The following is a 12750-nucleotide window of genomic DNA, read 5'->3' as shown; positions in this document are numbered from 1 at the left end:
AGAACTACATATAAAATAAAAACTCCCATTTAGGGAGTTTTTTGTTGCTGTATTATTCTGAAGAATTTTAATTCTCCAATTTATATTTTCCAATATGACCAGATACATCTCCACCGAGATAAAGATATCCATCATGCTCTTCAACAGAACTAGCTTCTGACACAACTTTACCAGTCGTGTCATAATACGTTTTTAAAATCTCTCCATCAGCACTCAAATGCATAATCATTCCATAGCGAGCTACTTTAGGTTGTAAAAATAGAGGAAGACCATAAACTAACTTTTTTACAAGAGGTTTAGAGTGTATTCCATCTAAAGAAGGATCTCTTTTAGTAGAAAAACCAAGCCAAAAGCTCCCGTCGGCTCTTCTAGAGACTCCATTTGGGAAACCAGGTAAGTTGTCTAGAAAAATATCTGTTGTTCCTTTATTACCGCCTTTTAACCAGTATCTAAGGATTCTGTATTTCGCTAGATCTACCATTAAAACAAAGTCATCATTTTGAGAAACCGCAACACCATTTCCAAAATAGGTGCCTTCTATAAGTGTTTTTACTTGTTTAGTTTTCGGATTGTAACTATAAAGACCACCATCAGGTTTCGCTTCCATTAATAGTTTCCAAATATGTGTTCTACTAAAAGGAATTTTAGAAGAAGTATTGGTAAAATAAATAATCCCATCAGAAGCAATGTCTACGTCATTTGGGATTAAAAACTTGTTTCCTTTTTCATCTTCACTAGCTAAGGTTGTGATTTTTCCGTTTTTACCAACACTGATTAAACCTCTTTCTAAATCGCAAGCAATTAGGTTTTGATTACTATCAAAATGTAGTCCAGCAACCCAAGATTCTGTATTACAAAAGACAGAGACTTTTCCTGATGTATCAATTTTTAAAATTCTACCATCTGAAAAATCTGTTTCAGAAATGTGTACCCCACAGTATAAATTTCCTTGATTATCTACAGCAATATCTTCTGGACCATACCAACCGTCTAAATTGATGTGTTTAGTTGAACTTAGCAGTTCATTTTCAAGAAGCACGCCTACCAATTTTGGTGGTGTGGGAGGAAACCAAGCTTCAGGGCTGATTGAACATGATTTAAACGAAACACTAGCTATAAAAATGAGCAAGATTAAGAGTATAGTATATTTTACTATCGATACGGTTTTCATTGTATTTATTTTATGATTTATAAAGACAAAGAAAACGATGATAAATTATTTTTATCTTGACAAATGTTAGGAAATGACAACCTCTTTTCTAATTCTACTAAGCGACTCAGGAGCTATACCAAGAAAACTTGCTATTTGGTATTGGGGAGCTCTCAAAACAATTTTTTTATCGTAATTTTTTATAAAATCTAAATACTTTTTTTTGGCTGACTTAGTTTGCATTGTTAACGTTCTTTGCTGAGCGCAAAGGTGATTTCTTTCAGCTAAAACGCGTCCAAACTTTTCAAAATTAGAAGACTTTTTATATAATTGAGTTAAATTCTCAAAAGAGATTTTATAAACTACACTATCTTCAATGGCTTCTAAAAATTCAGAAGAAGGAGTTTGGTATATAAAACTGTCAAAAACTGTTATAAAATGCTTGTCACAAGCAAAATAGGTAGTGAATTCTTTATCTTCTATGTTTTTAAATGTTCTAAAGAGCCCAGATTCGACAAAGTATAAATCTTTTACTATTTTTCCTTCCTCAATTAATAACGTTTTAGCTTTATATTCTTTTCTTTCTAATTGATTGTAAAATTGTTGAAACTCATCTTCTGTGAGTCCGATTAAGTCATGTAGCAATTTTTTGAGTTCGTCCATTCTTTAATATAAAGTTCAATTAGTAGCGAAGTTATCTAAAACAAGTTTAAAAATCAAACAAGTCTTAAATGTGTAAATAGAAGAGAAGCTCTTTGTAGTATATTGAAGTAGGAGGTGGTATTAATGATTTACAAGTATTTAACAAACACGAATTTGTTGATTCTTTTTTTTATAAAAAAATAACATCATATAATTTATAAAAATTAAAAAACTCCACTTTAATAGTGGAGTTTTTGCTTTATTAGATGAATAAACATTCTAATTATTAACATTAATATTAATTTGATCTCCCATTCTTCCTTCTGATCCTATAAATATAACTGTTCTTTCAGTTAAATTATCGTTGAAAAAGGCACTGCGAACAAAACTCCCATCCATTAATAAGTTATATTCTGTCTTTTCAGGATTTAGAGTTGCATCAATACTACCACTAGGATTAAACTGGTAAAAGCTTCCATTTGAAGGAACTCCAATATAATCTGTTAAGTTTTCACCAGTAATAATTAAATTATCTCCATAGCTATAAGAGTTTTGATTTGTAGATATTATTTTAGGTGCATTTTCTGCCAAAATATCAATAAACTGATCAGATTCAATCTTTACTAAATTTGTTTTATAAATTATTTTATAGTTAGTGTTTGTAGGGATGTTTTCAGGAATTTTAGTATTAATATTGAAAGTAGTGACTCTCTCTTGTGAAGAATAACTCTCATAGTTTAAAATAGGTAAATAATATTTATTTGTGCCATCAGTTAAATATATTTCTGCTCCAGGTTTACTTGGATCTATAAATTTTCCTGAAATTACCATGTTAGCTCTAATGTAATAAAGATAATAGCTTCTATAATTATTTATTACAGGCATGTTTGTTATTACTTTGTACTCACGTTGTTCACCATTTTCTGCTGTAACAGTATATGTTACAGGTGTTTCGAAATTTTGGCTATTAGAATTGTTAGGAGAAATTGAAGCGTACTCTGAAATTGAAACTGTAGGGGTAAGAGAGCTTATATCTAATTCTCCAGTGTTAAAACTTATTATGTTAGAATCTTGATTAATTTCTGCATCAATAGTTTGATTATTTAAGATGACAGAAAAAGAAAGAATCTGATTCTCAGAACTTAGAGGTCTATTGTTAACTTGAACTCTATAAATACTTGTCTCACCATTTTCAGCATAGACTGTATATGGGATTTCATTGTTAAAATTTTGACTTTCATTTTCTGAGGGAGATATAGTTGCTCCAGTAGAGTATTCAATAGAAGGGATTAATGAAGAAATATCAGCACCTACAACATTAAAAACTATAGTTTTAGCTGTTTGGTCTATATTGCCATTTAAAATTTTACCATTTATCTTTAATGCAAATGAAGTAATTTTACTTTCAGAATTTAAAATAATTGGAGATTCTGGTTCATCATCTTTTGAACAAGAGACAAACATTAGTATTGTAAAAGTAATCGATATAATTTTCTTTATCATTTTTATTTATTTAAGTATAGTTTTAATTCTTCAAGCCATGTGAACTTGGGTAAATTACAATATCACTATTACCTATAATAATAGTAGGTGATTTAGTTATAATTTCTTCTGTTTGTAAAGTCCATTTTAAGTTACCTGAGCTAGCATCAATAGCATAAAAGGTTTTATTCCAATCTCCAATATAAACGGTATTTTCATATACAATTGGAGAACTTGTAGTCTTCTTTTGTAAATTATATTTCCACTTTATATTTCCATTATCAGCGTCAAAGCAAATTAGTTCACCACTACCATCAGTGGAGTTAGAAATTCCGATATAAATATTATCGTTGTACACAAAAGGAGATGATTCTATAACTCCGTTATTTTTGTGATAACTCCATTTTACACTATTATTTTCTTTATCAAGAGCATATAAATCTCTAGCGGTTGCAGTAATAATATAGTTATTATAAATAGTTGGCGAATTTTCAAATCCATTAAAAAGCCCTGCGTTAAAAGTCCAGTTTAAAGTTCCAGTATTTTTATTTAAAGAATAAAATCGACCTATATTATCCCCAATGTAAATATTGCCTTCATGTATTAACGGATTGGTGTTTATTTCAAGAGCAGCGTGTGTATTGTTGTCAGGTTTGAAATTCCATGTTACGTTTCCAGAAACTTTATCTACTACCTCAAAATAATTTTCGTTTGATATATATAATTTTGAATCATCTATAGATAGCGGTGTTGTAAAATTAAATCTACGTTCCCACAATTTTTCTTGTTTTTCAATAGAAAAACATTGTAAATTAGAATAAACATCAAAGGTATATAAATAAGTGTCATCTGTTATTATATCTCTATAAAATTCATCATTGGTGTCTATATTTGGATTTATGCTCCATATAGGTTTTCCTGAAAGAATATTTAACGCATTTCCGTTTATACCCGAAAAAATAAGGTTTTTATGTCCAGTGTGGGCTTCTATGAGAGAATAGGTCTTGGATTTCCACAAGATTTCATTGGTTATTAAATCATAAGCAATTAAATCATTTGAAGCTATAGGAATGAAAAGAATTTTACTTTTAGGACTCTCAAATGTAAAATTTAATTCAGAGACTCCACCTTTCTTATCCGTTGCTATTATTTTTCCTTCATATTCATTATTATATTCTAAATGAAAAGTATAGTTAGAATAAGTTGTCTCTGTAACTAAGACAGAATTAATGTATAGACTATAATATATAATATCATTGTCAATATCTAAAACATCATTCCAATCTATGGTTACTTCATTTCCATAAAAGCTAATGTTTTCTAATATTAATTGTTCTGGTTTTGTGTTTTCAGGAGGTATATTATCATTATTAGAGCATGATAAAAATAATAGTAAGAAGAGAATAGAAATAGTTTTTTTCATAGTAATTTAAAGTGTAAGCAATTTTTATAGCTGCAAATATATGCGAAAACAGATTTTCAATCAAACTAATTTTTAAGGGTTTAAAGTTAAAGAAGTTCAATTAAAACGTATCTTTGCACACCGAATTTTTATAGTATGCGTACCAAAACAACAAAACAAAACAAAATTAACGTAGTTACTTTAGGTTGCTCTAAAAACGTTTACGATAGTGAAGTGTTAATGGGGCAGTTAAAAGCCAATGGTAAAGAAGTAGTTCATGAAGATGAAAATGACGATGGAAATATAGTAGTAATTAATACTTGTGGCTTTATAGGTAAAGCCAAAGAAGAAAGTGTAGATACTATTTTACACTACGCACAAAAGAAGGAAGAAGGAGAAGTTGATAAAGTATTTGTTACCGGTTGTTTAAGTGAGCGTTATAAACCAGACTTAGAAGCTGAAATTACCAATGTAGATCAGTATTTTGGTACTCACGATTTACCAAACTTGTTAAAAGTTTTAGAAGCAGATTATAAGCACGAGTTAATCGGGGAACGTTTAACAACGACTCCGCAACATTATGCCTATTTAAAGATTGCCGAAGGTTGTGACCGTCCGTGTTCGTTTTGTGCTATTCCGTTAATGCGAGGTAAACATGTTTCTACTCCAATTGAAAATTTGGTTACAGAAGCTACGAAGTTGGCTGAAAAAGGTATCAAAGAAATCATGCTAATCGCACAAGATTTAACCTATTACGGATTAGATATCTATAAAAAAAGGGCTTTAGCCGATTTGCTACAAGCATTGACAAAGGTTGATGGAATTGAGTGGATTAGAATGCACTATGCATTTCCAACTGGGTTTCCTTTAGATGTGTTAGAGGTAATGAAAAAAGAACCGAAAGTTTGTAATTATTTAGACATCCCGTTACAGCATATCAACACAGAGATTTTAAAATCGATGAAGCGGGGTACCACCCACGAAAAAACTACTGCATTGATTCATAAATTCCGTGAGGCAGTGCCAAATATGGCAATTCGTACAACATTGATTGTTGGATACCCTGGAGAAACCGAAGAGCAGTTTCAAGAGTTAAAAGATTGGGTAGAAGAAATGCGTTTTGAGCGTTTAGGGGCTTTTGAATATTCACACGAAGAAAACACAGGAGCTTTTGTTTTAGAAGATGATGTTCCTGCTGATGTAAAATTCAGACGTGTAAACGAAATTATGGAAGTACAGTCTCAAATTTCTTGGGAATTGAATCAAGAAAAAATAGGGAAAACTTTTAAATGTTTATTCGATAGAAAAGATGGAGAGTATTACTACGGACGTACCGAGTTTGATTCACCAGATGTAGATAATGATGTAATTGTTGATGCACGTGAACATTATATTAAACTAGGAGAGTTTATTGATATTGAAATTTTTGAAGCAGGTGATTTTGACTTACACGGGAAGCCTGTAGTAAAGCAAGAAAGACCAGTTCCTTTAAATCAGAAAAGAAAGTAATACTGATAAACGTCATTCCGAACGAAGAGAGGAATCTTACTAAAAACGAAATAAAAATGAATCCTGCTATTGCAGGATTTTTTATGCATATTTGTCACATGAAAAAAGCCTATTTTAATTGGAGTTCAGGGAAAGACTCTTCATTAGCATTATACAAAATATTGCAACAAAAGGAATACGATGTACAAAAGTTGATTACGAACGTAAATCAAGATTACCAACGTGTTTCAATGCATGGGTTGCATGAAGATTTACTAGATGCACAAGCAGAAAGTATCGGAATCCCTTTGGAGAAAATCTATTTTCCTGCTGAAGTTACGATGGATTTGTACAATCAAAAAATGAAGGAGAAAACTGCTGAGTTAAAAGATGCAGGTCTTGTAAATGGCGTTTTTGGCGATATTTTCTTGGAAGACTTAAGAGCGTATCGTGATTCAAAATTACAAGAAGTAGGAATTACAGGAGTATATCCATTATGGAAGCAAGATACTAAGGAGTTATTACGTGAATTTCTGAGTTTAGGTTTTAAAACAATTACCGTTTGTGTCAACGCAAAATTGTTAGGGGAAGAGTTTGTAGGCAGGGTTATTGATGAAGATTTCATCAATGAGCTTCCTGAGGGAGTAGACGTTTGTGGAGAAAATGGAGAATTTCATACTTTTTGTTATGACGGGCCTATTTTTAAGAAACCTGTAGAGTTTGAAATAGGAGAGAAGGTGCTAAAATCGTATACCTTACATAAAAACGATGATGACAACTGTTATCAGAATTCAAAGGATACAAATAAATCTGAAGAAAAAAACACTAAAAATTATGATAGAAGTTTTTGGTACTGTGATTTGCAGTTAAAAAAGTAAATTATATACTATTTCTAGCATTGTTTTTGCTGGAGCATTTTCTAAGTAAGAACTACAAGTATTGTACATAAATAAGCAATCGATAAAATCGGTTAGCATATGTAGTAATAATCCTAAACCGATAATGTTATAAGGTTTTTTCAAAAAAAGTAAAAGAATATATAATCCCGTGGCGTAGTAGGAGTGGAATATGTGAAATCCAAAACTACATCGATTAGGATCAAATATTGGATTAGCGAATAAATGGTCTATATCTACTAACATGGTAGCAAGCAATATTAGAGCAACTCTCTTCCAATTTTTTCTAAAAAACAGATAGGCTATGATTATAGGAAAACCGAAATGTAAAAAGTAATGAATAAATGCTTGCATTTAATTAAAGATTAAACTACTTCTTTTTCTAGAGCTAAAAAATGTGTGATTTTTGAACTGTTATTGTTATACAGTGGAATAATGTGTAATTCACATTTATAGGTAGATTTATCTTTTCTGTAATTGATGATTACATCTTTAAAAGGCTTCCCTTTTAATAGTTTCGTTTGAATTCTTTTTCTAGTAGTTTCTTTGGTTTCTTCACCTTGTAAAAAACGTGGAGTTTTGTTTAAAGCAAACTCTTTTTCATAACCTGTCATTTTTGTAAAACCGTCACTTACCCAAACTATTTTTTTATTCGTATCGGTAAGAACTAAAGACTCATAATAGCTTTCTTTTATAACAGTTGAGATGTTGTTTTTCCAGTTGAAACTTTTAGACAGTGTTTTTATAACTTTTAAGTCACTGTATAACTCTTTTTCAAAAAACAAATCTTGAATTCCCCAACTTAAAAGGTTTACACTTTTCTTTGATGAAGGTTCAAGGTCAGTAGCAATTTTAGAATACTCCTCTTTTTCTAAATTAGATACATAAATATCTAAAGACATCATTTTATCAAAACTATTTTTCATATCAACTAAGTAACTACTTTTTTTAGAAAAATTAAAATTTTTCAAATACTCCTAAACCAAAAAGAGCAAAATCATACTTAACAGGATCTTCTTTATCAAACTTTCTTAAAGTAAGGTCAAGTTCTTGAATTGCTTTCCAATCATTTTGTTTTCGAGTAAGGATTTTTAGTTTTCGAGCAACATTTCCTGTGTGAACATCTAGCGGACAGTGTAAGTGTGCAGGTGAATGTGTTTTCCAAATACCTAAATCGACTCCAGTTGTATTATCGCGTACCATCCAACGTAAAAACATGTTAATTCGTTTGGAAGCAGAACCTTTCAGTGGATCGGAAACATGTTTTAAAGTTCTTGGTTGGTGTGGAATTTCAAAAAAAACTTGTTTGAAATTATGAATAGCATTTTGGTAATTATCAGCATTGTCTTTTGGTTGTAAAACAGCTTCTAATCCGTCATGATTTAGATATATGTTTTTTAATGATTGAACAAAAAACTTAAAATCTTCCGAATTAAAAGTTCTGTGGACAAAACCCTCGAAACCAGCTAAATCTTCTTCAGAATGATTAAGTATAAAATCGTAAGGAGAGTTTCCCATTAAGCTCATCATTTTATGGGAGTTGTTAATAATCATTTTACGATTTCCCCAGGCAATAGTTGCTGCTAAAAAGCCAGCAATTTCAATATCTTCTTTCAACGAAAATTGATGTGGAATTTGAATAGGGTCACTATCAATAAAATCAGGATTGTTGTACTGTATTACTTTTTCGTCTAAAAATTCTTTGAGTTCTTTTTTGTTCATTCTATGCTAAATCTCCTGCAAAACTAAGTAAAACAAAGAAAGCATTGTAACAAGCGTGTAATAAGATACTCCATTGTAAACCAAAACGAACTCTTATAAAACCTAAATAACCACCTAAAATAGTTTGTGGAGCTACTAATATTGGTGCTAATAAAAGTACGTTAGTAGTAATATTAAAGTTAGTTAAATGTACCAAACCAAAAAGTAGCGCAAATGCATAAAAGGCTATTTTAAAAGTTTTTTTACCATGGAATAAGGTGATTGGAGCTCTAAAAAATAATTCTTCAAACAATGGTGCTAAAATGATTGCAAGAAAGGCAATGAACCATTTGGTATGTGCTTTTAGTAATTCTTCCATAGCATGCTCATTCATGTTTACCCAGCCTAATTCTTCAATAAGAACAAAAAGAGGGGATAATGCTGCACCTGTAATAATACTTATGATAAGTAGATGAAAGAATTTTTGAAATCGATACGTAATATTCTGGTTAGTATCTTTTTCTAAAACAGGATTTTTTAAATAACTGATAAGCTCTTGAAAAGTTTCTTTCATGGAATTGATTTATTAATTAGTAGGCAGAAACTTTAAATAGTTACATTATTCAACTATAATTCCGTCTTTCATGGTAAGTGTTCTATCAGCCATTTTCGCTAACTCTTTGTTATGCGTAACTAACACAAAAGTTTGTCCGAACTCATCACGTAGCTTAAAAAATAACTCATGTAAGTTTTTAGCAGAAGTAGAGTCAAGGTTTCCTGAAGGTTCATCAGCAAAAATAACAGAAGGCTCATTAATTAAAGCTCTGGCAACGGCTACACGTTGTTGTTCTCCACCAGAAAGTTCATTAGGTTTATGGTTCTCTCTATGTGATAATCCTAAAAAGGTTAGTAATTCTTTGGCTCTTTTTTCGGTTTCTGCTTTTCCTTTTCCTCCTATAAAAGCAGGAATACAAACATTTTCTAAAGCAGTAAATTCAGGTAATAACTGATGAAACTGAAAAATAAACCCAATATGTTTATTCCTGAAAGTAGAAACTTTTGTATCGTTTAAATCTTTAATAGAAACACCATCAACTAACAATTCGTAGTTTTGGTCTTTTAAAGGTTTATCTAAAGTTCCTAAAATTTGCAATAAGGTTGTTTTACCAGCTCCAGAAGGACCAACAATAGCTACAATTTCACCTTTTTTTATATGAAGGTCAACGCCTTTTAAAATTTCTACCTCTCCGTAATGTTTGTGGATGTTTTTAGCAACAATCATAGTGTTATTTTCTAAGTAACGAATGTATAAAAAAGAAATCAGATAAACTTTAATGCTTATCTGATTTCAAATAATAAATGAACGTGTATTTAAATTATGTTTTTGATGTTGTTATAGTCGATAAAATAAACCAATCTAACGGAAAACCTATGTTGCATACTTTGGTCAAAAAGCTTAGAAATATTGTTTTTGAAATCAATATTTGCAGGAGCAAAATCATGATCAGGTCTTATAGAGTTTCTGTAAAAGAAAATTAATTGACTACCAGGAGCAAATTGCCATTGATAGTTTAAATCTAAATTCCAACTATTAAAGTTTTTGTCGTGTTCTCCTTGATAGTTATTCGAAGCAAGTTCTCCGTTATCTTCATTTAAACTATAAAATTTACCTAGATATGGAACTTTACTCCAGTTATGCCTAAACGATAACGATGCTGCTGATTTTGTACTAAACGTATATTTTCCAGTTAAAGAATTGTCATAAGTAGCCCAATCTCTTTGTCCAAAAATAATATTATCTTCTAAAGGAGCTAATGAAGGTTTTTCTTCTACATCCTCCTCGCTAACTTTTGTGACATATCCTTGACCGTTATTGGTTTTTCCGTATCTAAAGCCATAAATTAAAGAAAACTTATTAGTAAAACGATACCTAGGAGAAACTCTGAATCCATAGTCTTCTTTAGGATTGTCTTTATAGAAAGTATAATACCAATTATAGTCTACAGCAAACTTTTTTCTATAATCAGTAGACCCCCAGTGATTCACATTTAGTCTTTCAGGCCTGTTAAAATAAACTCCACTAGTAGTTCCTTGTCTTGGTTCAAAAAAGTCTTTTCGTTCTGTACTATAATTCAAATTACCTCCGAAGCTAAATCGTTTTTTAGTATCAGCCCAAAAAGATAAACCAGCATTTGTACCAACATAAGTTCCAGGGCTGTGTAAGAAGTTAACATTGTAATATATATCAGCTCCATAGTTATTAAAAATTCCTTTAGGTTTTAACGATCTATAACCAACAAAACCATAAATAGTTTGTTCGTTATTACTAAAAAGGATACCAAAGTCGTTAGGGTTATAATCTTTGTTCTCAAAGTTATATCCAATTTCTCCACGCCAATTTCCTGATTGTTTTCCTATACTAGTATCGAAAGTGTAACCTGTATTAGGGTTGTCTTCATCGTCAGATATATTACTCATTTTAAAACTACCATCTATATTGTATCTACTTTCTTTGTCTTCAATATGCCATAGTAATCCAGTAACATTAGCATCTCTAAATCGTCCATCACGAGTTACATTGGTGTTAATTAAGGTAACAGATGAGTTTTGATTAAACTGCTGATCTAATACCATAATATTATAATTAGAAAACGGATTTACTGTAGTTTTATAGGTACTAACATTACTTATGGTATCTAATCCGTTAATGTTTTGTTCTGTTCTTTGAACAGTTGCTTCTGTTTTTTCTGTAATAGCATTAAAAAAACCTATTCCTAAACCACTTTTGGTTCTTCCTGAAAGTTTTATAGCGTTTAACATTTGTACTTTTTCAGGAACATCTATAATTTCATCATTTATTTTTTTACCATCAGTAAATTCATCATCGTCTTTTCGTTCGTTAGAAAATTGATCTATAGGTCGTCCACCAATTCTTCTAGAATAAAACAAATTACCTTTAGTAAAAAGGTCGGTTCCTTCTGTAAAAAATTGACGTTGTTCTGTAAATTGTTGTTCGAAAGGACCTAGGTTTAAAGTAACATTGTCAAAACCTACTTGACTAAAATCAGGAATTAAAGTGGCATCTAACGTAAAGTTTTCGGTAACCCCATACTTTACATCCATACCTACGCTCCAGTCAAAATCGGTATTACTATCTTTAGTGGTTGAGGTAGCTGAGGCATAAGGATAAAAGTTTAATCGAGTAGGAGGCTTTATGTTGGTGAAGTTTTCATACAAACCATCGTATTGTGTCCAGTTTCCTTGTTGATTATCAATATGATTCCAAGTAAATTGAGCGTTTAAATTCAATACTTTTCTGTGGAAGTTAATTCCCCATGATTGAACCGGAACATTGGCAAAACGTAAAGCTCTATAAGGAATCTTCATTTCTACAACCCAAGAGTCTTCATTAATACTAAAATCGCTACCCCATACAGCACTCCAGTTAAAATCTTCATTTCCGTTTGATACTTTTGAATCTGCTTGCGCACCAGAACTGGTTACAATAAATTCAAAAGGATTTTGTCCATCATCGTTAGGGTTAATGGTTATTAAAAAGAAATCACTGTTACCAATATTGTCTCTGTTAGTAAACTCAGCAGGTATTTTTGAAGGATCAGGATCATACATTTTGGCACTGATATAAATAGCATCGTCATCATACACCAATTTTACTATTGTTTTATGGGTGTTAGGTTCCGCTTTTCCATTATCAGGGCGCATCATAACAAAATCGTTAGCAGCAGGAACATTTTGCCAAGCGGTGTCATCTAGTTTTCCATCAATTTTTGGTGGTGAATCTACACGTACTACGTCTAGTTTTTTTCTATTTTGGTTAATAGTTTGAGCAGTTGTGACTTCTATAAAGAAGAAACAGATTGTAAGAAATGCTAAAATTTTAAGCATAGTTGATTGAGATATAGTATTAGTTGTTGAGCTAAATTATTATGATTTGGGTTAATAAATCATAAAATCATGTTAATTACAGT

At 31.0% G+C, this 12750-nt stretch carries 12 protein-coding genes; 2 read left to right on the top strand and 10 right to left on the bottom strand.

Annotated features, from left to right (window positions below; translation table 11 throughout):
* Nucleotides 1–67: 67 nt before the first annotated feature.
* From ACQYZ7_RS15650 to ACQYZ7_RS15635, 4 genes are all read right to left on the bottom strand, one after another.
* Complete coding sequence (locus ACQYZ7_RS15650) at nucleotides 68–1171, bottom strand: SMP-30/gluconolactonase/LRE family protein (RefSeq protein WP_430730653.1); 1104 nt, start codon at nucleotides 1169–1171, stop codon at nucleotides 68–70.
* Between the two features lie 66 nt (nucleotides 1172–1237).
* Nucleotides 1238–1813, bottom strand: coding sequence for a Crp/Fnr family transcriptional regulator (locus ACQYZ7_RS15645; protein ID WP_430730652.1), 576 nt, complete (start codon nucleotides 1811–1813; stop codon nucleotides 1238–1240).
* Nucleotides 1814–2071: 258 nt separating this feature from the next.
* Complete coding sequence (locus tag ACQYZ7_RS15640; RefSeq protein WP_430730651.1) at nucleotides 2072–3295, bottom strand: DUF5018 domain-containing protein; 1224 nt, start codon at nucleotides 3293–3295, stop codon at nucleotides 2072–2074.
* A gap of 22 nt (nucleotides 3296–3317) precedes the next feature.
* Nucleotides 3318–4697 carry a PQQ-binding-like beta-propeller repeat protein gene (locus ACQYZ7_RS15635; RefSeq protein ID WP_430730650.1) on the bottom strand — a complete coding sequence of 460 codons (1380 nt, stop codon included), beginning with the start codon at nucleotides 4695–4697 and terminating at the stop codon, nucleotides 3318–3320.
* Between the two features lie 135 nt (nucleotides 4698–4832).
* On the opposite strand from ACQYZ7_RS15635, the gene rimO reads away from it, so the two are divergent.
* Nucleotides 4833–6185: a 30S ribosomal protein S12 methylthiotransferase RimO gene (rimO, locus tag ACQYZ7_RS15630; RefSeq protein WP_430730649.1), complete on the top strand. Its 1353-nt coding sequence runs from the start codon at nucleotides 4833–4835 to the stop codon at nucleotides 6183–6185.
* Between the two features lie 98 nt (nucleotides 6186–6283).
* Entirely contained in the window at nucleotides 6284–7042 is a 759-nt protein-coding gene (locus ACQYZ7_RS15625; RefSeq protein WP_430730681.1) for a diphthine--ammonia ligase, read from the top strand.
* On the opposite strand, the gene ACQYZ7_RS15620 is transcribed toward ACQYZ7_RS15625, so the two are convergent.
* The 6 genes from ACQYZ7_RS15620 to ACQYZ7_RS15595 form a co-directional block, all read right to left on the bottom strand.
* Entirely contained in the window at nucleotides 7031–7414 is a 384-nt protein-coding gene (locus ACQYZ7_RS15620) for a DUF6122 family protein (RefSeq protein ID WP_430730648.1), read from the bottom strand. The genes ACQYZ7_RS15625 and ACQYZ7_RS15620 overlap by 12 nt on opposite strands.
* 11 nt (nucleotides 7415–7425) lie before the next feature.
* Nucleotides 7426–7986, bottom strand: a complete 561-nt coding sequence (locus tag ACQYZ7_RS15615; protein ID WP_430730647.1) for a PAS domain-containing protein — start codon at nucleotides 7984–7986, stop codon at nucleotides 7426–7428.
* A gap of 31 nt (nucleotides 7987–8017) precedes the next feature.
* Nucleotides 8018–8782 (bottom strand): TIGR02757 family protein, encoded by a 765-nt coding sequence (locus tag ACQYZ7_RS15610; RefSeq protein ID WP_430730646.1) that lies wholly within the window; start codon nucleotides 8780–8782, stop codon nucleotides 8018–8020.
* A gap of 1 nt (nucleotide 8783) precedes the next feature.
* Nucleotides 8784–9335 carry a CPBP family intramembrane glutamic endopeptidase gene (locus ACQYZ7_RS15605; protein WP_430730645.1) on the bottom strand — a complete coding sequence of 184 codons (552 nt, stop codon included), beginning with the start codon at nucleotides 9333–9335 and terminating at the stop codon, nucleotides 8784–8786.
* A 45-nt stretch (nucleotides 9336–9380) separates the two neighbouring features.
* Nucleotides 9381–10043, bottom strand: a complete 663-nt coding sequence (locus tag ACQYZ7_RS15600; RefSeq protein ID WP_430730644.1) for an ABC transporter ATP-binding protein — start codon at nucleotides 10041–10043, stop codon at nucleotides 9381–9383.
* A gap of 89 nt (nucleotides 10044–10132) precedes the next feature.
* Nucleotides 10133–12667 carry a DUF5916 domain-containing protein gene (locus ACQYZ7_RS15595; RefSeq protein ID WP_430730643.1) on the bottom strand — a complete coding sequence of 845 codons (2535 nt, stop codon included), beginning with the start codon at nucleotides 12665–12667 and terminating at the stop codon, nucleotides 10133–10135.
* Between the last annotated feature and the right edge of the window lie 83 nt (nucleotides 12668–12750).

This window comes from Tenacibaculum sp. SDUM215027, from assembly GCF_050566205.1.
GTDB lineage: Bacteria > Bacteroidota > Bacteroidia > Flavobacteriales > Flavobacteriaceae > Polaribacter.
Note: the sequence above shows the minus strand (reverse complement) of the source record. Positions and strands in the feature narration are given on the sequence as shown.